This is a genomic window from Spongiibacter sp. C9W (assembly GCF_057370015.1).
In genome coordinates, this window is record NZ_CM170672.1 from 1,277,706 (window position 1) to 1,298,555 (window position 20,850).

At 56.7% G+C, this 20,850-nt stretch carries 23 protein-coding genes; 14 read left to right on the forward strand and 9 right to left on the reverse strand.

Features of this window, described 5'->3' with window-relative positions; all coding sequences use genetic code 11:
* Window positions 1–71 precede the first annotated feature (71 nt).
* The 3 genes from AC2Q8J_RS06145 to AC2Q8J_RS06155 are packed head-to-tail and all read right to left on the reverse strand — an operon-like array spanning window position 72 to window position 1,714.
* Window positions 72–746 (reverse strand): ChrR family anti-sigma-E factor, encoded by a 675-nt coding sequence (locus AC2Q8J_RS06145; RefSeq protein ID WP_486452399.1) that lies wholly within the window; start codon window positions 744–746, stop codon window positions 72–74.
* Window positions 743–1,249: a sigma-70 family RNA polymerase sigma factor gene (locus AC2Q8J_RS06150; protein ID WP_286838021.1), complete on the reverse strand. Its 507-nt coding sequence runs from the start codon at window positions 1,247–1,249 to the stop codon at window positions 743–745. The genes AC2Q8J_RS06145 and AC2Q8J_RS06150 overlap by 4 nt, the downstream gene beginning before the upstream one ends.
* A 57-nt stretch (window positions 1,250–1,306) precedes the next feature.
* Window positions 1,307–1,714 carry a DoxX family protein gene (locus tag AC2Q8J_RS06155; RefSeq protein WP_486452400.1) on the reverse strand — a complete coding sequence of 136 codons (408 nt, stop codon included), beginning with the start codon at window positions 1,712–1,714 and terminating at the stop codon, window positions 1,307–1,309.
* 155 nt (window positions 1,715–1,869) lie between these two features.
* On the opposite strand from AC2Q8J_RS06155, the gene AC2Q8J_RS06160 reads away from it, so the two are divergent.
* From AC2Q8J_RS06160 to AC2Q8J_RS06175, 4 genes are read left to right on the forward strand one after another with little or no spacing between them, the layout of a single operon-like run.
* Entirely contained in the window at window positions 1,870–2,871 is a 1,002-nt protein-coding gene (locus AC2Q8J_RS06160) for a cysteine synthase A (protein ID WP_204995304.1), read from the forward strand.
* Between the two features lie 38 nt (window positions 2,872–2,909).
* Window positions 2,910–3,485 (forward strand): LemA family protein, encoded by a 576-nt coding sequence (locus tag AC2Q8J_RS06165; RefSeq protein WP_204995303.1) that lies wholly within the window; start codon window positions 2,910–2,912, stop codon window positions 3,483–3,485.
* A gap of 6 nt (window positions 3,486–3,491) precedes the next feature.
* Complete coding sequence (locus AC2Q8J_RS06170; RefSeq protein ID WP_486452401.1) at window positions 3,492–4,388, forward strand: GIDE domain-containing protein; 897 nt, start codon at window positions 3,492–3,494, stop codon at window positions 4,386–4,388.
* 10 nt (window positions 4,389–4,398) lie between these two features.
* The gene (locus AC2Q8J_RS06175) at window positions 4,399–4,995 is read left to right on the forward strand and encodes a TetR/AcrR family transcriptional regulator (protein WP_051171304.1); all 597 of its coding nucleotides are present in this window, start codon (window positions 4,399–4,401) and stop codon (window positions 4,993–4,995) included.
* A gap of 5 nt (window positions 4,996–5,000) precedes the next feature.
* Here the strand turns inward: AC2Q8J_RS06175 and AC2Q8J_RS06180 are convergent, their stop codons facing one another.
* Window positions 5,001–5,474: a DUF2489 domain-containing protein gene (locus AC2Q8J_RS06180; protein ID WP_486452402.1), complete on the reverse strand. Its 474-nt coding sequence runs from the start codon at window positions 5,472–5,474 to the stop codon at window positions 5,001–5,003.
* A 97-nt stretch (window positions 5,475–5,571) separates the two neighbouring features.
* On the opposite strand from AC2Q8J_RS06180, the gene mtnA reads away from it, so the two are divergent.
* From mtnA to AC2Q8J_RS06230, 10 genes are all read left to right on the forward strand, one after another.
* Window positions 5,572–6,630, forward strand: a complete 1,059-nt coding sequence (mtnA, locus tag AC2Q8J_RS06185) for an S-methyl-5-thioribose-1-phosphate isomerase (RefSeq protein ID WP_486452403.1) — start codon at window positions 5,572–5,574, stop codon at window positions 6,628–6,630.
* Window positions 6,627–7,250, forward strand: coding sequence for a methylthioribulose 1-phosphate dehydratase (locus AC2Q8J_RS06190; RefSeq protein ID WP_204995299.1), 624 nt, complete (start codon window positions 6,627–6,629; stop codon window positions 7,248–7,250). The genes mtnA and AC2Q8J_RS06190 overlap by 4 nt, the downstream gene beginning before the upstream one ends.
* Window positions 7,251–7,265: 15 nt before the next feature.
* A complete protein-coding gene (locus AC2Q8J_RS06195) occupies window positions 7,266–7,814 on the forward strand; it encodes a 1,2-dihydroxy-3-keto-5-methylthiopentene dioxygenase (RefSeq protein ID WP_486452404.1) in 549 nt (182 codons plus the stop codon).
* Complete coding sequence (mtnC, locus tag AC2Q8J_RS06200) at window positions 7,811–8,491, forward strand: acireductone synthase (RefSeq protein WP_486452405.1); 681 nt, start codon at window positions 7,811–7,813, stop codon at window positions 8,489–8,491. The genes AC2Q8J_RS06195 and mtnC overlap by 4 nt, the downstream gene beginning before the upstream one ends.
* An 80-nt stretch (window positions 8,492–8,571) precedes the next feature.
* The gene (locus AC2Q8J_RS06205) at window positions 8,572–9,051 is read left to right on the forward strand and encodes a MerR family transcriptional regulator (protein ID WP_486452406.1); all 480 of its coding nucleotides are present in this window, start codon (window positions 8,572–8,574) and stop codon (window positions 9,049–9,051) included.
* A gap of 1 nt (window position 9,052) precedes the next feature.
* A complete protein-coding gene (locus AC2Q8J_RS06210) occupies window positions 9,053–10,222 on the forward strand; it encodes an isovaleryl-CoA dehydrogenase (RefSeq protein WP_204995295.1) in 1,170 nt (389 codons plus the stop codon).
* 17 nt (window positions 10,223–10,239) lie between these two features.
* A complete protein-coding gene (locus AC2Q8J_RS06215) occupies window positions 10,240–11,847 on the forward strand; it encodes a carboxyl transferase domain-containing protein (protein WP_204995294.1) in 1,608 nt (535 codons plus the stop codon).
* An 11-nt stretch (window positions 11,848–11,858) separates the two neighbouring features.
* Window positions 11,859–12,653: an enoyl-CoA hydratase/isomerase family protein gene (locus tag AC2Q8J_RS06220; protein ID WP_486452407.1), complete on the forward strand. Its 795-nt coding sequence runs from the start codon at window positions 11,859–11,861 to the stop codon at window positions 12,651–12,653.
* A 1-nt stretch (window position 12,654) separates the two neighbouring features.
* Complete coding sequence (locus AC2Q8J_RS06225; protein WP_486452408.1) at window positions 12,655–14,625, forward strand: acetyl/propionyl/methylcrotonyl-CoA carboxylase subunit alpha; 1,971 nt, start codon at window positions 12,655–12,657, stop codon at window positions 14,623–14,625.
* Between the two features lie 2 nt (window positions 14,626–14,627).
* Window positions 14,628–15,527 (forward strand): hydroxymethylglutaryl-CoA lyase, encoded by a 900-nt coding sequence (locus AC2Q8J_RS06230; RefSeq protein WP_486452409.1) that lies wholly within the window; start codon window positions 14,628–14,630, stop codon window positions 15,525–15,527.
* Window positions 15,528–15,541: 14 nt separating this feature from the next.
* On the opposite strand, the gene AC2Q8J_RS06235 is transcribed toward AC2Q8J_RS06230, so the two are convergent.
* Genes AC2Q8J_RS06235 through ccoG form a run of 5 tightly spaced genes read right to left on the reverse strand, consistent with a single transcriptional unit; the run spans window position 15,542 to window position 20,845 of the window.
* Window positions 15,542–16,267, reverse strand: a complete 726-nt coding sequence (locus AC2Q8J_RS06235) for a sulfite exporter TauE/SafE family protein (protein ID WP_486452410.1) — start codon at window positions 16,265–16,267, stop codon at window positions 15,542–15,544.
* Window positions 16,260–16,433: a cbb3-type cytochrome oxidase assembly protein CcoS gene (gene ccoS, locus AC2Q8J_RS06240; RefSeq protein WP_204995289.1), complete on the reverse strand. Its 174-nt coding sequence runs from the start codon at window positions 16,431–16,433 to the stop codon at window positions 16,260–16,262. The genes AC2Q8J_RS06235 and ccoS overlap by 8 nt, the downstream gene beginning before the upstream one ends.
* Window positions 16,426–18,864, reverse strand: a complete 2,439-nt coding sequence (locus AC2Q8J_RS06245; RefSeq protein ID WP_486452411.1) for a heavy metal translocating P-type ATPase — start codon at window positions 18,862–18,864, stop codon at window positions 16,426–16,428. The genes ccoS and AC2Q8J_RS06245 overlap by 8 nt, the downstream gene beginning before the upstream one ends.
* Entirely contained in the window at window positions 18,857–19,375 is a 519-nt protein-coding gene (locus AC2Q8J_RS06250) for a FixH family protein (protein ID WP_286694512.1), read from the reverse strand. The genes AC2Q8J_RS06245 and AC2Q8J_RS06250 overlap by 8 nt, the downstream gene beginning before the upstream one ends.
* A gap of 15 nt (window positions 19,376–19,390) precedes the next feature.
* Entirely contained in the window at window positions 19,391–20,845 is a 1,455-nt protein-coding gene (ccoG, locus tag AC2Q8J_RS06255) for a cytochrome c oxidase accessory protein CcoG (RefSeq protein WP_286694511.1), read from the reverse strand.
* Between the last annotated feature and the right edge of the window lie 5 nt (window positions 20,846–20,850).

Consider the following 20,850-nt stretch of genomic DNA (forward strand, 5'->3'; position numbering starts at 1 on the left):
CCACACCGAGTGTGATACTAAGCAATAAAAAAGGCAGCCCATGGGCTGCCTTTTTTACTATGCAGTCCCTTTTAGATCTTAATAAAGGGTTGCACCAATTTAGCGATCCACCCGCGGAACTCCAGTGGCGCATCCATCCCTGCCAAACAGATGCAGTCCTGGTCTGCATCGGCGATCGGCTGGTGCTCAACCGAACCGTCCAAATCAGCAAAGTCTCCGGCGTTGAACTTACCGAGACTGTCGCTATAACCACCGCGCAGTATCAGTGTCAGTTCGTGGCCGCGGTGGGTGTGAACGGGCATTTGCTTGCCAGCCGCAATTCTCAATAACTTGGCATCCCCTTCCCCGCACTTCAGATCCACTTGTTTCATACCGGGCACGATACTTTTCCACGGCAGAGAATCGAAGTCGTCTTGGTCCACCAGATTGCGCAGCAAGCGAGGTAACTCGCTTCGCGACGCCGCCGCAGGTGAACTTTCAGGAGCCGCGGCTGGGCTTGCTTCGCCGCCCGGGTTCGCATCCAGCAACGCCATCATGGATTCGCGTCGCCCGTCTGAGAGCGGCTTCTCCTGCAACTGCGACATCAAGCTACCGCCAACGGCGTCAGCCTGCGCTACTCGTTCCCGGCATGCGCTGCAGTATTGCAAATGGCAACCCACAACCAGCGCCATGGCGGCTGGTAACGAGCCGGCCGCGTAGCTCAAAATTGTTTCATCGTTTGGATGATGTTCGATGTGCCCCATCATTCATTATCTCCAAAGTGCTGGCGAAACGCTCGTATCGCCAGCCGTAAACTAGATTTCACACTGCCTAGAGGCATCCCGGTCTCTAGCGCTATCTCACTGTGGCTTTTGCCCTCGTAATACGACTTGTACACCACTTGAGCCTGGTTGTTTGGCAACTGCTCAATGACTCTCAAAAGTCGGTCGCCGTCTGCATTAATGCTCGGCTCGGGTTCGTAGGTCTCTGTCAAATTCTCGTCAGATTCATACGCTATCCCACGTTGTTTACGCAAACGATCTATCCACAGATTTCGCGCCACGCGAAAAAGCCACGTGCTTACCGCGGCTTTTTCGCGCTTATACAAATGCGCTTTATTCCACAAAGCGAGCAGTGCATCCTGCGTCAAATCTTCCGCTAGTGAGGCTTCCACGCCTTGGCCCAGCAAATAGGCGTTCACCCTCGGTGAAAAGTGATCAAAAAGCAGCATAAAGCTCTTTTTATCCCTCTCACCGGCAACGCGCTCCATGCAATCCGCCCAGAATGCCCCTGTGCGCTCTTGTTGTGTGGCTTCTTTTGCCATGTATTAACCTCTTGAGGCCTCGTTTACGTTGGAGGACTGATTACGGATCATCCCTGATGTTGCCCATAAAATGGCGGCTATCAGCACAAATTGCAGCGGTATGCGCAACCATAGAACCGTGTCAGGCAGCTCGCCGCCGGGGCCTGCAACGCCCGCCATAGCCTGGTAGATATTGGCGGGCAGAACAGCGATGCAATACAGCGCCATAATCTGGCCAACTCGCTGGCGCCAGCTAGGTAAAAATATCAGTGGCGCAATCAGCAGTTCGAACACACCGGTTAACCAAACAATCCAAACTGGGTATGGCAGAAACGGCGGCACGATAGCAGCAAACTCCTGGGCAAACAGAAAATGTGCAACCCCGCCCGCTAGAAAGAATAAACAGATCAAGCCACGAATTACTGCCTTCACCCTAATCTCCATTTTTGCAAAGGTGTACCCTAGCACCGCGCTGGCAGATTCTACACAGATGCTATCGGCATTTATCAACAATAGTCTAAATACAGGCGCTTGTGACCGCGTCCACCGCTCGTTAACATGGACGTATTCGCTGTGGAGAAGTAGTAATGACCTATAAGAGCATGCCGGAGCTCATCGGCAACACCCCTTTAATACAGCTGAAGGGAGTATCAGAACTCACCGGCTGCACTATTCTTGGCAAGGCGGAGTTTCTTAACCCCGGAGGCTCCGTCAAAGACCGCACAGCACTCGGCATTATTCGCGAAGCAGAACGCGACGGCTCGCTGCGCCCCGGCGGCACAATTGTAGAGGGCACAGCTGGCAATACGGGTATTGGTTTGACACTGATCGCCAATGCTCTGGGTTACAAAAGTGTTGTTGTAATGCCGCAAAGTCAAAGCCGCGAAAAGATTGAATTACTCGATCTCTATGGTGCAGATTTGCGGCTCGTTCAAGCCACAAGCTACAGCGACCCCAATCACTATATTCATACTGCCCGCCGCCTCGCTGAAAGCCTCAATGACAGCGAAGCCAACGGGGCCATTTGGGCGCGCCAGTTCGATAATACGGCCAATGCAAAAATTCACCAGGAAACCACCGGCGAGGAAATTTGGCGTCAGACCGACGGGCAAGTTGACGGCTTTATCTGCGCCGTGGGTACTGGCGGAACACTGGCCGGCGTCAGTCGCGCACTCAAAGCCCACAACAAGGACATACACATCGGTCTTGCCGACCCACAAGGCTCTGCACTCTACAACTACTACACCCACGGCGAGCTGCAGGGCGAAGGCCGTTCCATCGCTGAAGGCATTGGTATTAGTTTAATCACCGACAATTTACGCTTGGCGGAAGTCGACAGTGCCCACCAGATCGCGGACGCGGAAGCGCTGCCCTACATCTTTGATTTGCTCCGCAATGAAGGCCTGTGTCTTGGCGGCTCATCGGCAATTAATATCGCGGGCGCCGTTGCACTGGCCCGCAAGTTGGGTCCCGGCCATACGATTGTCACGATTCTTTGCGACTATGGCGACCGTTACAAAAGTAAGCTCTACAACCCGGTATTTTTGGAAAATATGGGCCTGCCCGCTCCAGATTGGCCGGTGAACTGAGTCCTGCAATAACAATACAACACGGAGAGCACATCGCCATGGCCGTAGGCACGATGGTATTTCTAGCAGTACTGGTATTTACCGTACTCTATTTGGTTCTTATGTATAACGGCTTGGTGAATCTCAAGCACAACGTTGCCAAGCACCTCGCCAACATCGATGTGCTGCTCAAACAGCGCCACGACGAACTCCCGAAGCTCGTCGAGACCTGTAAACAGTATATGCAGTTCGAACAGGACACCCTGCAAAAGGTTATCCTGGCTCGCCAACAAGTTGCTGACGCACAAGCTCAACACGACATAAAAAGCCTCGGGCAAGCGGAAAATGGCTTGCGCAGCAGCCTCGGGCAGCTCTTCGCTCTCGCGGAAAATTACCCAGAGCTCAAAGCAGATGGGGTATTTCAAAATCTCCACACCCGCATTTCTGCGCTCGAGAATGCCATTGCGGACCGCCGCGAGGTCTACAACGAAGCCGTCAACAATAACAACGTGCGTATAGAACAGTTCCCGGACGTACTGATTGCCCGAGCATTTAACTTCAAGGCCTTCGACTTGTTACAGTTCGAAAAAGCAGAATTGAAGGATGTGAATATCAGCACCTTGTTCAACAGCTAGCGCAATATGGAAGGGCTTTTCCATATTGCCTTATTGGGCGTAATAAGCACTGTTGCCGCCGTTGCCAGCTTTTCTCGGCTGGGACGCGCGCGCCTCATTGAGGACACCCCAACATCCAAGATCCGCTCAGCCTCGCAGGGCTATGTGGAGCTAATCGGCAGCGGCGAGCGCCCGGAGCAAACCACGCCGTTGCTTAGTAAGCTATCGGCCAGCCCCTGCATTTGGTTTCGCTATCGCATAGAACGCTATGAGCGCAGTGGCAAAAACAGCCGCTGGCGTAAAATAGAAGGCTTCAGCAGCGAGCAGCCTTTTTTGCTCAACGACGGCAGTGGTCGCTGCTACATCTTCCCCGACAAAGCAGATATATCCAGCCACCGCAAACGCAGCTGGTATGGCAGTAGCCGCTACCCGATTTCGGGGCACAAGCACTCGCTGTTTGGCCGGCGTTACCGCTATACCGAAGAGCTTCTCTGCGAGGGCGACCTACTCTACGCGCTGGGCCTTTTTGAAACCCGCCACCCGCCGAGCGACGCTCAGCGCAATCAATCGCGAATGGCGGAGATTCTCAAGGACTGGAAACAGGACTACGACAAACTCGTGCAGCGCTTTGACCGCGATAACAATGGCGAGATAGACCCGGCTGAGTGGGAGCTGGCGCGCAGGGAGGCCCTTCGCATGGCAGAGCGAGAAGCGCGTAAAAGCTCGCCGAGCCAAGCAGTGAATACGCTCCGTCACTCGCCCAATCGACAACAACCGTTTATCATCGCCACCTCAGAACCCGAATCCCTGAGTCGACGCTACCGCTGGCAGGCGCTAGCATGGTTAATAGTGAGTGTGGGCGGCGCCGCTGGCGTGGCCTGGCTTTTGCTTCAGGAAAACCTGTCGACGATAGGCGCAGTATAGGACCAGCACCATGACAACGCGGCGCAATACCCGTGAGCGCATTTTACAAGTGGCAGAGGAACTGTTTGCACAGCAGGGCTTCGCCGCGACTTCTATCAGTGAAATCGCCGTGCAGGTTGGTATCAGCAGCCCCGGGATCTACAAACACTTCAGCAACAAACTCGCCATTTACGAGGAAGTTTGCGAACGCCTGATGGCCCCCCTGGTGGAAAAAACCAGCAAACTCCACACGGCTGCCAACTTCCTGGAGATCCGCGAGCAAATTCACACCATCATGAGTGACCTGAGCGCTCGCCCCAATATTGCTCGCCTGGTGCAACACGCCACACTGGCGCAAGATGAAACGCTGACTCTGCTCAGCGAGCGCTGGTACCGGAAAATATTCGCCTTTATCAGCGACGGCGCGAACAACCCCAATATCGAGTGGATACACGCCCCCACTGCGATGGCCTTCCACTGTATGATTTTGGGCTACGTGACACTGGCCCCATTACATCAATCCATCTTTGGCATAGACCCGATGGAGCCAAAACAGTTAGAGGCACAATTGCAGCTGCAGCACGATATGGTCGACGGCTTCAATTTACTGCTGCCCGAGCAGCAATAAACCCATTACCTGGCTAATATTTCCGCCGCCTCTCGCATGGCAGCGGCGTGTTTCTCCTCGAGCGCAGCCATATGCTTGCGATAGTTCTCACGCTCGGTGCGACCCAGTGATTTCCAGGCATCGTGAGTGGGGATATCTGCCAGTTCTGCCGCCATTTCAACAAACACCTCGGCTTGCTGCCGAACCCCAGCATCGATAGCCGGCTGATCAACCAGCACAGCGACCCGCAAGCACAGCTCACTGCCCCCCACCTGCCCGTCGAGGAAACACTTTGCCAACACGCGAATACTCTCGCGCGCCCCCAAGGCGTGCTCGTTACTCGCTGGCTGAAATTCTACCACTGCGTCGTCTGCGGCCTGCACTGCAGCGCGCTGGGCCTTGGATAGCGCGCGCAACCGCATAAGCAGTATCGCCGCGTAACTGGCCAATACCAAAATGATCACCGCGCCTGCCACAAGCCACACTGTGTAGCCTTCCATAATTCCCCCAAGCCGTTTCGTAAAGGCGAGCATTTTACCCGCTATCAGCGGAGAACGCCCTGCCTTATAATGGCGCCCCCAAAAACGGAGGCTTGCCGTGTCTACGCCAGATGCTATCCGCTGGAACAACAACCAGCTAGAACTACTCGATCAACGCGCACTGCCCAATACCTGCGCCTACTTGAGCTATGACCGTGCTGAAGACGTTGCCCACGCCATTCGCGACATGGTCGTGCGCGGCGCACCGGCCATCGGCATTACCGCCGCCTACGGCATGGCATTGGCGTGTAGACAATGTGGTGAGCAGCCCAGTGTTGCCGCTTGGACAAACGCCTTAGCGGCACCTCGCCAGGCCCTAGCAGACAGTCGCCCCACTGCCGTGAACCTGTTTTGGGCGCTGCAACGTTGCGATCTCGTCGTGGAACAGTACGGCAACGGCCCGGACCTTGGATCGGCGATGCTGGCATTGGCCCAGCAAATCCACCAGGAAGACATCGATATTAACCGGCGCATCGGCGACCACGGCGCGACATTAATCGAGCCCGATAGCCTGGTGTATACCCACTGTAATGCCGGCGCGTTGGCGACCGGCGGCTACGGTACAGCGCTCGGCGTCATTCGCTCTGCATGGCGTGAAGGCACTCTCCGCGGCGTGATTGCCGGAGAAACCCGGCCGTGGATGCAGGGTGCCAGATTAACCAGCTGGGAACTCATGCAAGACGCTATCCCGGTAACGCTGGCAACCGAGGGTGCAGCCGCTCAATTAATGCGCGAATTGACACCCAGCTGGGTCATTGTCGGGGCCGACCGCGTCGCCGCCAATGGCGATGTCGCCAACAAAATCGGCACCTACAACCTCGCCATTATCGCGCGTCACCACGGCGTAAAGATGATGGTGGCCGCGCCAACGAGCACCTTTGACCGCACGATGGATGGCGCTGAAATCCCCATCGAGCAGCGCAGCGCCTCGGAGATCACTCACAGCCAAGGCACTGCCATTGCGCCGCAAGGTTGCCCGGCACACAACCCGGCCTTCGATGTCACGCCCGCGTCACTCATTGATGCCATCGTGACCGAACACGGTGTCATACATCAGCCAGGGCGAGACACCATCGCCGCTCATCTCGACAAAGCAGCAACCGGGAGCGCCTCATGAAAAAGACCAAGACCTTTTTCGACAAAGCGATCGCGCTGGCTGCCGCGGGCGCCGAGCTGTATCAGCGCGGCTGGGTGCCAGCCACTAGCGGCAACTTTTCGCTCCGCCTGGACAGTGATAGCGCGCTGGTAACCGCCTCAGGTAAACACAAAGGCCAGCTCGGCCCCACCGACTTTATTGCCGTCGACTTCGACGGCGCCGCGCTTAGCGACGGCAAGCCCTCGGCGGAAACCCTGCTCCACACCGCCCTGTACCGCCGCTTCGCAGACCTCGGCGCGGTCCTGCACTGCCACAGCGCAACGGCGACCATTCTGTCCCGGCTCCACGCCAGCGACGGCAAAATCACGCTGCGTGACTACGAGTTGCTAAAGGCTTTTCCCAACATTGACAGTCACGCGACGTCGGTTGATATTCCGATCTTTGCAAATACGCAAGACATCGCCGAGTTGGCCATAGAAGTAGATCAGTACCTTCAGGAATACCCAGCGTGCCCAGGCTATCTGATAGAAGGTCACGGTCTGTACTGCTGGGGGCAAACCCTGAACGACTGTTTACGCCACCTGGAAGCCCTTGAATTTATGCTGGACTGCGAGCTGGAAATGCATCGCTTGCGCCGCTAACCGAGGATCAACACCATGACAGCATTGCGCGTGTACCGCGACGATAACAGCGACAACATCGTTACCCAAAGCACTGACGCTGCCGAGATTCAACACCAGCTCGCCGCGCTCGGCGTGCGCTTTGAACAGTGGCGCACACGCAGCGAGGTCAAAGCCGGTGATGATGCCGAGACGGTGTTAAAAACGTATCAAGCCGAGGTAGACGCCCTGGTTGCGCAACAGGGCTACCAGAGCGTCGACGTTATCAGTCTTGATAACAGCCACCCCGACAAGGCTGCCCTGCGCGAGAAATTTTTATCCGAGCACTGCCACAGCGAAGACGAGGTGCGCTTCTTTGCCGACGGTTGCGGCCTGTTTGCACTGCATATTGGTGCCATGGTCTACGAAGTGCTTTGCGAGCGTGGCGACCTGATTAGCGTCCCGGCAAACACCCCACACTGGTTTGACCTGGGACCCACTCCGGCATTGCTCGCGATTCGATTTTTTAACAATCCCGACGGCTGGGTGGCGCACTACACCGGTAGCGATATTGCCCAGCGTTACTCTCGCCTGGACACACTATGATCAAGGCTATTGTCACCGACATCGAAGGCACAACCAGCGCCATCGACTTCGTTACCCAAGTGCTGTTCCCTTACGCCCGCAAACATCTGGGTGACTTTGTCGTCGCGCACCATCGCGAGCCGAAAGTCAGCGGAATACTTAAAGAAACCGCCCGCATTGCCAAACTCAATGCAGATGACCACTCGGCCATCATCCGTGTTCTGGAGCAATGGATAGATGAAGACCGAAAAATAACACCTCTGAAAAGCTTACAGGGCCTAATCTGGGAGCACGGCTATGCGAATGGCGACTTCCGCGCCCATGTCTACAGCGACGCTGTCGCCGCCCTGACGCAGTGGCATAAACAGGGCATCGCCCTCTGTGTTTACAGCTCGGGCTCGATCCTTGCTCAGAAACTTTTTTTCGGGCACAGCGAGGCAGGTGACCTTCGCAAGCTATTCAGTGACTACTTCGACACGACAACCGGCCCCAAACGCGACGCCGCCTCCTACCGGGAAATCAGCCGCGCACTGGACATACCAGCCGCGCAAACGCTCTTTTTGTCCGACATTGTTGAAGAGCTCGACGCCGCCGCCCAAGCGGGTATGCGCACGGTCTGGGTTCAGCGCAGCGGTGACCTTGTCGGTCACGCAACACATCAGTGCGTTAGCCACTTTGGCCAAATCCAGCTGAATTAACGCTACTCTCTTGGCGCCGTTTGCGTTCAAGCGACGGCTCCCTCCCCCCTTTGCTCAGTGCGTTACAGCGCAGCGAAAAAGTGACACAAAAAGTTGACGTTAACGTAAACGTAATCTATAACATCCAACACAACCGCCTGAACCCATTCAAAATGACGCAACAGTACAGCATCTCCGACCTCGCCTCGGAGTTTGACATTACCACCCGCAGTATTCGCTTCTACGAAGAGAAGGGGCTCCTGCGCCCCATACGCAGGGGCCAAACGCGAGTGTATAGCAGCGCTGACCGCACCAAGCTGAAACTGATTCTGCGCGGTAAACGGCTAGGCCTGTCACTGGAGGAGAGCCGCGACATTATTGAAATGTACGCCCCCCAGCGCGACAACAGCCCGCAGTTGCAAAGACTGATCGACAAAATTCGCGAAAAGCGCCAGCAGCTAGAGCAACAACTCAACGATATTCAAACCCTATTACAAGAACTCGATGCCGCAGAGACGCGATGCCTTGACGCTTTAGACAACGCCTCGCCTGACCAGAGCATCACTGCTAAGGAGCCCTGATATGAGCACCGCCTACCCCAGCCTTAACTTCGACCTCGGCGAAGACATCGATATGCTCCGAGAAACCGTTTATCGCTTTGCACAGGCCGAAATTGCCCCGCGGGCAGAGAGCATAGACAAGGACAACCAGTTCCCCTTGGACCTGTGGCGTAAATTCGGCGACCTCGGCCTGCTGGGTATCACCGTCAGCGAAGAATACGGCGGCAGCGATATGGGCTACTTGGCGCACGTTGTGGCGATGGAAGAGATCAGCCGCGCCTCGGCCTCTGTGGGCTTGTCCTACGGCGCGCATTCCAATTTGTGCGTAAACCAGATCTTTAAAAACGGCAACGCGGCACAGCGCGAGAAGTATCTGCCCAAGCTATGCAGCGGCGAGCATATCGGCGCGCTGGCGATGTCAGAACCCAACGCCGGCTCAGATGTGGTGAGCATGAAACTCCGGGCAGAGAAAAAAGGTGACCGCTATATCCTCAATGGCAACAAAATGTGGATCACCAACGGCCCCGACGCTCACACCTATGTGATCTATGCCAAAACTGACCCACAGGGCGGCTCCAAGGGAATCAGTGCCTTTATTGTCGAACGCGATTTCCCGGGCTTCTCCCGCTCCCCCAAACTCGACAAGCTGGGTATGCGCGGCTCAAATACCTGCGAGCTGGTATTCCAGGACTGTGAGGTCCCTGCAGAAAACCTCATGGGCAATGAGGGCGACGGCGCGCGCATTTTGATGAGCGGCCTGGACTTCGAGCGCACGGTGCTGTCTGGCGGGCCAACGGGGATTATGCTGGCTTGCATGGACGTCGTGGTGCCCTACTTACACGAGCGCACCCAATTCGGCCAGAGCATTGGCGAGTTTCAGTTAATGCAGGGCAAGGTCGCCGACATGTACTGCGATCTCAATGCCAGCCGGGCCTATTTGTACACCGTCGCCAAAAGCTGTGATCGCGGAGAAGAAACCCGCAAAGACGCCGCCGCCGTCATTCTGTACACCGCTGAAAAGGCCACACAAATGGCTCTGCAAGCCATTCAAACTCTCGGCGGCAACGGCTACATCAACGACTACCCGACAGGCCGCCTACTTCGCGATGCCAAGCTTTACGAGATTGGCGCTGGCACCTCTGAGGTTCGCCGTATGCTGATCGGTCGAGAACTGTTTAACGAAACCCGCTAAGTGATTGGAGACCTGCTATGACCGTGCTTAACACCCGTGTCGACAAACACAGCGCTGAGTTTCAGGAAAACTACCAGGCCCTGGCCAAAGAGGTCGAGGCACTGCGCAACAAGTCGGAAGAAATCGCCCAGGGCGGTGGTGAAAAAGCGCGTGAGCGCCATCACCAACGCGGAAAAATGCTGGCCCGCGAGCGTATTGACGCCCTGCTGGACCCCGGCGCCGCCTTTTTGGAAATCGCTCAGCTGGCGGCTGAAGGAGTCTACGGCGAGTCCGTGCCTGCGGCGGGCGTCATCGCCGGTATCGGGCAGGTCTGCGGCATCGAATGTATGATTGTCGCCAATGATGCCACGGTTAAAGGCGGCTCCTATTACCCCCTGTCTGTCAAAAAGCACCTGCGCGCGCAGACGATCGCCGAACAAAACCACTTACCCTGCATCTATCTGGTGGACTCCGGCGGCGCCAACCTGCCCCGCCAGGATGAGGTTTTTCCAGACCGCGAACACTTCGGCCGTATTTTCTATAACCAGGCGAATATGTCGGCGAAGAATATTCCTCAAATCGCCGTGGTGATGGGCTCCTGTACTGCCGGTGGTGCCTATGTGCCTGCCATGGCTGACGAGACCATTATTGTTAAGCAGCAGGGCACCATCTTTCTGGCTGGCCCCCCGCTGGTAAAGGCAGCAACGGGGGAAGTGGTCACGGCCGAAGAGCTTGGCGGCGCCGACGTGCATTGCCGTGAGTCGGGCGTTGCTGATCACTACGCGGAAAACGATGAGCATGCCCTGCAGCTGGCCCGACAGGCCGTCTCTAAGCTCAATCGCCAAAAGCCGCAACAGCTGGAGCAATGCGAAACCAAAGCACCGCTCTACGCCGCCGATGAACTCTACGGCGTTATTCCCAACGATAGCCGCAAGCCCTTCGATGTGCGCGAAGTGATCGCGCGTATTGTTGACGGCTCCGACTTCGACGAATTTAAGGCGCTGTTTGGCAGCAGTTTGGTCTGTGGCTTCGCGCGGCTATACGGCTACCCGGTGGGCATCGTAGCGAACAATGGCATTCTGTTCAGTGAATCTGCACAAAAGGGCGCCCACTTTATCGAGCTGTGTGCACAGCGCAAGATCCCGCTGATATTCCTGCAGAACATCACCGGCTTTATGGTAGGAAAGCAGTACGAAGCCGGCGGCATTGCTCGTCACGGCGCCAAAATGGTGATGGCAGTCGCCTGCGCCCAGGTTCCAAAATTCACCGTCGTTATCGGCGGCTCCTACGGGGCGGGCAATTACGGTATGTGTGGCCGCGCGTATGAGCCGCGCTTTATGTATATGTGGCCCAACGCGAGAATCGGCGTGATGGGCGGCGAACAAGCGGCCGGTGTACTGGCCGACATTAAGCGCGCGCAATACCAACGCCAGGGCGAGAGCTGGAGCGATGAACAGGAGCAGGCCTTCAAACAGCCGATCCTGGATAAATTTGCTGAGCAGAGCCATCCCTTCTATGCCTCGGCACGATTGTGGGATGACGGCGTTATCGACCCTGCAGATACCCGCCGTGTGCTGGGCATGAGTTTGTCTGCCAGCTTAAATAAAACCATCGACGACAGCCGCTTCGGCGTCTTCCGGATGTAGGAGTGCAGCCCATGACAGATGCGACCCTTATCTGCGACGTCGACCAACGCGGCGTCGCGACTCTTACGCTTAATCGGCCAGCACTTCACAACGCCTTTGACGATAGCCTTATCGCAGAGATACATGCCGCCCTGACGACGCTGGCGACCAACCCCGCGGTGCGTTTGCTGATATTAGCCGCCAACGGTAAGAGTTTTTCTGCCGGTGCCGACGCCAACTGGATGCGGCGCATGGCCAACTACAGCGTAGAGGAAAATCTGCGCGACGCCCGCGCATTAGCGGCCCTGCTAGATGCGCTGAACGGCTTCCCCCATCCGACCATCGCCCGGGTAAACGGCGCGGCCTTTGGCGGCGGTGTCGGCCTGGTCAGCTGCTGCGATATGGCGATTGGAAATACGCGAGCAAGCTTCTGCCTGAGCGAAGTAAAGATTGGCCTGATCCCCGCGACCATCAGCCCCTACGTGATCAACGCTATCGGCGGGCGCGCCGCGCGACGCTACTTTCTTAGCGCCGAGCGATTCGACGCCAACACCGCCACCGAACTCGGGCTACTGAGTGAGTGTGTCGATGACGACCAGCTCGACGACCGCCTGGAGCAACTGGTTGCACAGCTGCTCGCCAATGGTCCCTGCGCCATGCGGGCGGCAAAACAGCTAGTGTTGGACTATCAAAATTGCGAAACCAATAGCGCGCTGATCGAAGATAGCTGTCAGCGCATCGCCGATATTCGCGTCTCCCCAGAGGGGCAAGAAGGCCTGACCGCCTTCCTGGAAAAACGCCAAGCTGCTTGGCATAGCGGAGAGTAAAATGTTCAATAAAATCCTGATCGCCAACCGCGGCGAAATCGCTTGTCGGGTCATCGCCACAGCCAAACGCCTGGGCGTGGCAACCGTTGCTGTATACAGCGATGCCGACCGCAACGCCCAGCACGTTGCCCAGGCCGATGAGGCCTACTATATCGGCCCTTCAGCCGCGGCTGAGTCTTACCTCTGCGCTGACAAAATTCTCGACGTCGCACAGCGCAGCGGCGCCGAAGCCGTCCACCCCGGCTACGGTTTTCTGTCGGAAAACGCTGACTTCTGTCGAGCATGTGATGCCGCTGGCATCGTCTTTATTGGGCCGCCTGTAAGCGCGATTGAGGCCATGGGTTCCAAGTCGGCAGCGAAGGCGATTATGAGCGAGGCCGCCGTGCCGCTGCTGCCAGGCTACCACGGGGACGACCAGGACAACGCACTGCTAAAACAGGCGGCGGCCGATATTGGCTACCCGGTGTTACTCAAGGCCAGCGCCGGTGGCGGCGGTAAAGGCATGCGCATTATCTGGCAAGCCGAGGACTTTGACAGCGCTTTGGCGGCCACCCGCCGCGAGGCCATCAATGCATTTGGCGATGACAAAATGCTGGTGGAAAAATACCTCACCGGCCCTCGCCACGTGGAAATTCAGGTATTTTGTGACGGCCACGGCAATGCCGTTCATGTGTTTGAACGCGACTGCTCGCTGCAACGCCGCCACCAGAAAGTCATTGAAGAGGCGCCGGCCCCAGGCATGAGCGCGTCACTGCGTGAGGCGATGGGCGACGCCGCCGTGCAGGCCGCAAAAGCGATTGGCTACCGCGGCGCGGGTACGGTGGAGTTTCTGCTTAACAGCGACAACAGTTTCTATTTTATGGAAATGAATACCCGCCTGCAGGTAGAACACCCCGTCACAGAAATGATCAGCGGCCAAGACTTGGTGGAGTGGCAGCTTCTGGTCGCAAGCGGTGAGACACTGCCCTGCCAACAACAGGACCTGCAAATTCGTGGACACGCCTTTGAAGCCAGGCTCTACGCCGAAGACCCCGAGCAACAGTTCTTGCCGCAGACGGGACGCTTGAACACCCTGCACTTTCCCACTGAAAACGCCCATACTCGCGTCGACTCAGGGGTCATTGCTGGCGATACCATCAGCATGTACTACGACCCCATGATCGCCAAATTGGTCGTGTGGGATGAAGACCGCGAGCGTGCGCTCAAACGCTTACAACAGGCACTGTGTGAATGTCATATTGATGGCCTGACCACGAACAGAGACTTCCTGTATCAACTGGCCAGCCACACTGCCTTTGAAGCCGCTGACTTTGACACCGGCTTCATCGACAAACACTACGACGATATGCGTCGCGACGAGCAACAGCGTCAAGCGGAGCAACAGCCCCAGCTACACGCCCTAGCCGCTCTCCACTACCTGCTTTGCGAAAGCACTCAGTGCAGTAGCGACTCACCCTGGAAACAGGACAGTTGGCGCTTGAACCTATCCCGCTCACGTGAACTCGCGTTAACGATCGACGGGCAGCGAGTCAATGTTGGCGTCAGCCACCTCAGTGATGGCTGGGCCTTAACCATCGATGGCCAGAGCTTCCACGTGAACGGTAACCTCGATGGCAGCAGTGTGACGGTGGAAATCAATGGCTGTAGAAAACAGCTGCGCCGCAGCACCAAAGACGATTGTCTGTTGTTCACCGAACGTGGCCAGGCATTGCGCTGTGAGCCCCATCGCTATCAAAGTGCCAGCGACGAGCAACATGGCGGGCTGCTAGCGCCGATGAATGGGCGCATCGTCAGTCTGTTGGTAGAGCCCATGCAGTCAGTCCAACAGGGCGATGTACTGATGATTATGGAAGCCATGAAAATGGAACACAGCGTGACCGCGCCATCAGCCGGCCACGTTGCCAGCTTCCACTTCGGCGAAGGTGACCTGGTTGAGGGTGGCGCCAGCTTACTCAGTTTCGAGGAGGCCTAGCCATGCTCCCCAATAGCGTAAAGCTGGTAGAAGTCGGCCCCCGCGACGGCTTACAGAATGAAAAACACGCCATCAGCGTTGCCGACAAAGTGGCTTTGATTCAGCGGCTTGCAAACGCTGGCGTCAAGCATATTGAAGCCGGTAGCTTCGTGAACCCCAAGTGGGTGCCGCAAATGGCCAACAGCGAAGCAGTGTTTGCCGCCCTTCCCGACGACGAGGTCTGTTACAGCGCATTAACGCCCAACCTGCAGGGACTCGACCGCGCGCTCGCCGCTGGGGCAAAAGAAGTGGCGGTATTTGCCGCTGCATCGGAGGGCTTCTCGCAAAAGAATATCAATTGCAGTATTGCCGACAGCCTCAAGCGCTTCGAAGCGGTAATGCAAAGAGCCAACGACGCCAAAATACGCGTGCGCGGCTATGTATCCTGCGTGCTCGGCTGTCCTTATGACGGCAGCGTTTCACCACAGAAGGTCCTCGAGGTGAGCCGGGAAATGCTGGCGATGGGCTGCTACGAAATATCGTTGGGCGACACCATTGGTGTGGGCACCCCCGCGTCGATGAACCGTTTACTCGACTGTTTGCTTGCCGAAATATCACCCGAGCAGCTCGCCGTGCATTGTCACGACACCTATGGTCAGGCGCTGGTCAACATCTACGCGGCAATGCTGCGCGGCATTGCGACCATCGATAGTTCGGTTGCCGGCTTAGGGGGCTGCCCCTACGCAAAAGGGGCGTCGGGCAATGTGGCAAGTGAGGATGTTGTGTACCTGCTCAGCGGCCTCGGCATTCACCACGGCATTGACCTGTCTGCGCTTATCGATGCGGGTAACGCTATCTCGGCGACCTTGGGCCGCCCCAACCAATCCCGAACCGCACAAGCGCTGACGGAACAGTCAGCATAGCGGATCAGTAATTGTCAGTGGTGATGGTGCTCCATTGACTGGCCAGCACCATCAGTCGCCCCCGAGTGACCACCGTGCGAACCAAACAGGGTCGACGCGGAAAAGACCGCCCACAGGATCATGAATACCGCAACGGTATTTCGAAAGAAGCTGTTGCGCAGCCATGCCAGTGCACTGCGCTGCGCGGCACTGACTGCCAACATCGCCGGAAGCGTGCCCAGGCCAAAGAAAAACATCAGTGCCGCCGACTGCGACGCGCTGCCACTGGTACTGGCCCACGCCAGGCTGCTGTATATCAGCCCACAGGGCAAAAAGCCCCACAGTACACCCAGCGCCAGCGCTTTGGGCAAACGATCAGCCGGCAATAGTTTCACGGTAAGCGGCTGGATACGACGCCAAATTTTCGCGCCGCCGCGTTCAATAAGGCCACCACCCCGCCACCAGCCTGCCAGTGCGACGGCGACCATAATCAGTAGCACGCTCGCCAATAATCGCAACGCCTTGCCAACGACCATAAACTCCGCGCCGAGCCACGCGGCAATACCGCCGCCGATCGCGCCAATAAGGGCGTAGCTGCTGATTCGACCAAATTGAAAGCCCAGCATTAAGATTGGCGATCGCCCTGCGCTGGACGCCGCGCTAAGCGCGCTGATGGCGCCGCACATTCCCAAACAGTGCGGGCTGCCCATCAATCCAAGCATAAACGCCGCCGTGTAATTAATGTTACTGGGATCAATCATCGTTTTTGTCAGCGCGCTTCTTGCGGCGTTCGTCATCGTAGAGAATCCGCTGCGCCTCGCGGTCAAGATCGTCAAATTGACGATGATTCACCGCCCAAAAAAAGAGCGCGCAAATGGCGACGAAAAACACCAACGCGACCGGAAGTAGAATATATAAACTAGACACTGGCCAACTCCACATGCTGAGCATTCAGCGATCGCTGTTGTTCTTGCCTATCCAAACGCAGGGCATTTAACACCACGACCAGCGAGCTCAACGACATACCGATTGCTGCTAACCACGGCGGCACCAAGCCCGCTGCGGCCGCTGGCAAGGCCGTGCCGTTATACAGCAAAGCCCAGAATATATTTTGCCGAAGAATACGCCCCATCTTGGCGGATTTGGTAAACAACAACTCGATCAAGCTTAAGCGGTCACTCAATAGCGCCACATCTGCACAGGAGCGCGTCAGGTCACTCGCCCCCGCCATCGCTACTGAGACATCGGCGGCGGCAATAACCGGCGCATCATTAACGCCGTCACCGACCATAAGCACCGTGCCGCCCATTGCCTGCAGTGAGCTAATACGGGCCAGTTTATCGGCAGCCGTGCAGCCCGCTTGATACTCATCAAAGCCCAGCGCGTTGGCGAGAACGGCGACTTGCTCAGAGCTGTCACCGCTTAACAACACACTGCGCACACCGCGCTGCTTTAAAAAGGCAAGCGCCTGCGCAGCGCCTTCACGCAGGGTGTCTTCAAGGAAAAAACGCGCCGCAAGTTTGCCGTTTTTAGCAAGGTACACCGTCATCAGCTCATCGCTGTCACCTTGCTCGGCAAGGCCGCAAAACTCACGTCGGCCAATTTTATAGCTGTCGCCATCAATAACGGCGCTAATTCCCTGCCCGGCCTGCAAATCGAGCTGACTGGGCGCCAGCGCTGTCAGTGTATAGCCTGCAGCACCGAGGGCATCGACTGAAAAAGCCTGCGCAATCGGGTGGCTGGATGGGGCTTCAAGTGCGGCGGCAATACTCAGTGCCTGGCATTCGTCTAACTCGCCGGCAAGTTCCACTTTCAACAGGCGAGGACGGCCCTCGGTAAGCGTGCCGGTTTTATCAAAAATAACATGGCTGATGCCTGCCAAATTCTCAAGCACCGCCGCATTGGCAACCAAGGCTCCGCGACGACGCAGGCCGCTGACCGCCGCAGAATAACTGCTGGGGGTTGCCAGCGACAACGCACAGGGGCAACTCACCACCAGCACCGCAAGCGCGGTGAGAAAAGCGCTGTGGCCAGGGTTGAAAGACCAATAGGTGTAGGCCGCCGCTGCGCAGAACAACACAAACAAGGTGAAGTAGCCACTGATCCGGTCGGCGAGCTCTGCTATAGGGGGTTTAGCAAGGCGCGCACTGTCGAGCAACTGATCAATTTGCGATAAGCGACTTTGCTCTGGGTGGCCCTGAAGGCGAAGACACAAGCTGCCATCAATATTGTGGCTACCCGCCAGTACGGTATCGCCGGGCACTTTACTGCGCGGCATAAACTCGCCGGTGAAGGCGCTATCCTCAACACTACTATGCCCGCTGACGACCACACCATCCACGGGCACCAGCTCACCGGGCTGCACCAGCAGCTCATCGCCATCCTGGAGTGCCGACAGCGCCACCCACTGGTTTGCACCGTCAGGCGCAACTCTCCTGGCGGTGAGGGGAAGTAATGGTCGAATTGAGGATTCGCGGCGCAACTGCACCGCATTTTGCAGGTAGCGGCTGAGCAGCAAGAAAAAGCAAAACATGCTCACCGTATCGAAATAGACGTGACCTTCCCCGCTCACGGTCGCCCTTAGGCTGGCACCGTAGGCGGCGAGCATCGCGATAGAAACCGGCACATCCATGCCCGCTCGGCCTGCCTTGATACCCCGCCACGCGCCGGAAAAAAACGGTTGTGCGGAATACAAAATCACTGGCGTGGCAATCGCCAAACTAAACCAACGCAGCAATTGACGGATGTCGGTGTCGATGCCTTGAAAGTCGCCAGCGTAAAGTGCGATGGCAGTCATCATTAACTGCATCATCGCCACGCCAGCCAAACCAAGGCGCCTTAACAGGCTTTTCTGTCCTTCTTGCAGTTGCTGGAGATGGGCCTCAGCAGACCAGGGTTGAACGCCGTAGCCGAGCTGATGAACCGACGCAAAAATCTCGCTGAGCTGAACCCGGGCGGGACACCACTCTACTGTTGCCATGCCGCGCTGCAAATTGACACGGACTGCGTTGACACCATCGATTGCACCGAGGCGGTTTTCGATCAACCAGGCGCAGGCCGCACAATGCATATCACTGACACTGAGCTGGCTCTGCCAACATTCACCATCGGGGTGGGAGAACTGCTCGAATACGGCGGGAGAATCGTATTGCAGATAATCTTCAGCGCTGGCCGCAGGGCGGTTAGCTTGCTGGTCCCGCATGCGGTAGTAGTCGTCCAGACCCGCTCCCAATATGCACTCCGACACTGCGACGCAGGCCGGGCAGCACATCAACCGCTCTTGGCCATCGATAATTAAACTGTAGCGGCCTTTCGCTGGCAACGGCTCACCGCAATGAAAGCAGCTTGTCTCAGCCACCGATACGGCTCACCAATAGGGCTTCCCGCCGGCTATTCAGATCGACCTCTCCCTTTAAGCGCCAACTTTCCGCCTCGGGCAAACCGACACTCTGTAAGGTCAGATACCAACGTCCCTGCGGAAGCGTGTCGACATCTACGCGATAGCCGCCCTGAGACTCACGAGACAACACCACGCTGTGATCAAGCTCCTGGCTGGTCGGGTGTTGTAACAGCAACTGCACATGGTCTGGCCATGACACGGTATTGCCGGAGAGCTCGAGGAGAATACTGCCACCCGAAGCAAAATCGATCGCCGCCGAAATATTACTCTCCGCGGCGCGGCGATCCTGCGACAAGCGCTGGTTAATCGCCAAACCCTCTTTGTAGTAATCGTCAGCAACCAGGTTATCGGCGTGCTTCATCGAAATGGCGACGGTGGACAGCCCCGCCACCACGACAGCGCCTGGCAGTACAATTAAGAACCACGGCCAAAACTGGCGATACCAAGGGGTGTTAGCGGCGGCATTCATAGGCACAATTTAACCTTAACGCTGAGGAACCGGACCAAAGAAACTGCTTTCAACTTCGGCAACACTGCTCTCCTTGTCCATTTGCCGTACGCTGATCGTGATCGGCGAACGACTGGAAGGAAGGCTGTCTGCGCGAGCCTGCAGTCGCATTGGTAAGTCTAAGAGTTCCCCGGATTGTAAACTGATTTCCTGCTTGTGGAAGTTTTCGAAGTTTATCTCACTCTCGACAACGACCTGATAGCGATGCTCCTGCTGCGTTTTATTCGCGATCTTTACGGTGTAGCTATTTTCAATCATGCCGTCCTGCACTTCGGTGAACAGCGCCTGACGGTCGCGCAGCACGCTTAATTCAATCACATCGCGATCAGCAATATTATAGGCTAACAGCCCCACCATCAGCGTCATCGCTACCACATAACCCAGCAGGCGCGGACGCATGATATGGGTCTTCTTGCCCTTTAAGCTATTTTCCGTTGCGTAGCGAATCAGCCCGGGCTCGTAACCCATTTTATCCATTACCGAGTTACAGGCATCCACACACAAGGCACAGCCAATACACTCGTATTGAAGACCATCGCGAATATCGATCCCGGTGGGACAGACTTGCACACACAACTGGCAATCTATGCAATCACCCAGGCCAACGTCCTGGGATTGCGCTTCCCGTTTCCGTGAGCCACGGGGTTCACCGCGCTTACTGTCGTAACTGATAATTAGCGTATCGGGGTCGAACATCGCTGATTGAAAACGCGCGTAAGGACACATATACATGCATACTTGCTCACGCATCCAACCGGCATTGAGGTAGGTTGCGGCAGTAAAGAACGCGATCCAGAAGAAAGCCCAGCCATTCGCTGAGAGGTCAATAAAGTCGACGGCGAGCTCTCGAACGGGGGTAAAGTAGCCGACAAAGGTGAAGCCGGTTAAAAATGCAAAGCCCAGCCACATAGAGTGTTTGTACGCCTTCTTGCGCAGCTTTTCGAAGGACCAGGGCGCCGCGTCAAGCTTGATACGCTGGTTCCGCGTTCCCTCAGCCTTCTGCTCCATCCACATAAAGATACTGGTCCATACGGTCTGCGGGCAGCTGTAGCCGCACCACACTCGACCAGCGAGGTTGGTCACCGCGAAAAGACCAAAGGCAGCGATGATCAATACCCAGGCCAACATCGTCATATCTTGTGGCCAAAAGGTGAGCCCGAGAACATGAAATTGCCGCGCGGGCAGGTCAAACAGGACCGACTGTCGGCCATCCCAGTTCAACCACGGTAGAATGATATAGCCCAACAACAGCGGCCAACCGGTGAATACGCGAATGCGCTGATAAAACCCTTCAATTGCGCGAGTGTATATTTTTTCTCGCTTTTGGTAGAGGTCGATTTCCCCAACTTCCGCCGGGACTACAATTTCTACCGCTAGGTTTTCTGGCTTTGTTTCACTACCGCCAGCCGGTTGCCGCTCCTGAGTGTTCATAGCAG

What these genes read in the sequence shown, in the direction of transcription:
- AC2Q8J_RS06145 (WP_486452399.1), bottom strand. Translation starts at nt 746, where the DNA reads ATGATGGGGCACATCGAACATCATCCAAACGATGAAACAATTTTGAGC.
- AC2Q8J_RS06150 (WP_286838021.1), bottom strand. Translation starts at nt 1,249, where the DNA reads ATGGAGCGCGTTGCCGGTGAGAGGGATAAAAAGAGCTTTATGCTGCTT.
- AC2Q8J_RS06160 (WP_204995304.1), top strand. Translation starts at nt 1,870, where the DNA reads ATGACCTATAAGAGCATGCCGGAGCTCATCGGCAACACCCCTTTAATA.
- AC2Q8J_RS06165 (WP_204995303.1), top strand. Translation starts at nt 2,910, where the DNA reads ATGGCCGTAGGCACGATGGTATTTCTAGCAGTACTGGTATTTACCGTA.
- AC2Q8J_RS06170 (WP_486452401.1), top strand. Translation starts at nt 3,492, where the DNA reads ATGGAAGGGCTTTTCCATATTGCCTTATTGGGCGTAATAAGCACTGTT.
- AC2Q8J_RS06175 (WP_051171304.1), top strand. Translation starts at nt 4,399, where the DNA reads ATGACAACGCGGCGCAATACCCGTGAGCGCATTTTACAAGTGGCAGAG.
- AC2Q8J_RS06180 (WP_486452402.1), bottom strand. Translation starts at nt 5,474, where the DNA reads ATGGAAGGCTACACAGTGTGGCTTGTGGCAGGCGCGGTGATCATTTTG.
- AC2Q8J_RS06190 (WP_204995299.1), top strand. Translation starts at nt 6,627, where the DNA reads ATGAAAAAGACCAAGACCTTTTTCGACAAAGCGATCGCGCTGGCTGCC.
- AC2Q8J_RS06195 (WP_486452404.1), top strand. Translation starts at nt 7,266, where the DNA reads ATGACAGCATTGCGCGTGTACCGCGACGATAACAGCGACAACATCGTT.
- mtnC (WP_486452405.1), top strand. Translation starts at nt 7,811, where the DNA reads ATGATCAAGGCTATTGTCACCGACATCGAAGGCACAACCAGCGCCATC.
- AC2Q8J_RS06210 (WP_204995295.1), top strand. Translation starts at nt 9,053, where the DNA reads ATGAGCACCGCCTACCCCAGCCTTAACTTCGACCTCGGCGAAGACATC.
- AC2Q8J_RS06215 (WP_204995294.1), top strand. Translation starts at nt 10,240, where the DNA reads ATGACCGTGCTTAACACCCGTGTCGACAAACACAGCGCTGAGTTTCAG.
- AC2Q8J_RS06220 (WP_486452407.1), top strand. Translation starts at nt 11,859, where the DNA reads ATGACAGATGCGACCCTTATCTGCGACGTCGACCAACGCGGCGTCGCG.
- AC2Q8J_RS06225 (WP_486452408.1), top strand. Translation starts at nt 12,655, where the DNA reads ATGTTCAATAAAATCCTGATCGCCAACCGCGGCGAAATCGCTTGTCGG.
- AC2Q8J_RS06230 (WP_486452409.1), top strand. Translation starts at nt 14,628, where the DNA reads ATGCTCCCCAATAGCGTAAAGCTGGTAGAAGTCGGCCCCCGCGACGGC.
- AC2Q8J_RS06235 (WP_486452410.1), bottom strand. Translation starts at nt 16,267, where the DNA reads ATGATTGATCCCAGTAACATTAATTACACGGCGGCGTTTATGCTTGGA.
- AC2Q8J_RS06250 (WP_286694512.1), bottom strand. Translation starts at nt 19,375, where the DNA reads ATGAATGCCGCCGCTAACACCCCTTGGTATCGCCAGTTTTGGCCGTGG.
- ccoG (WP_286694511.1), bottom strand. Translation starts at nt 20,845, where the DNA reads ATGAACACTCAGGAGCGGCAACCGGCTGGCGGTAGTGAAACAAAGCCA.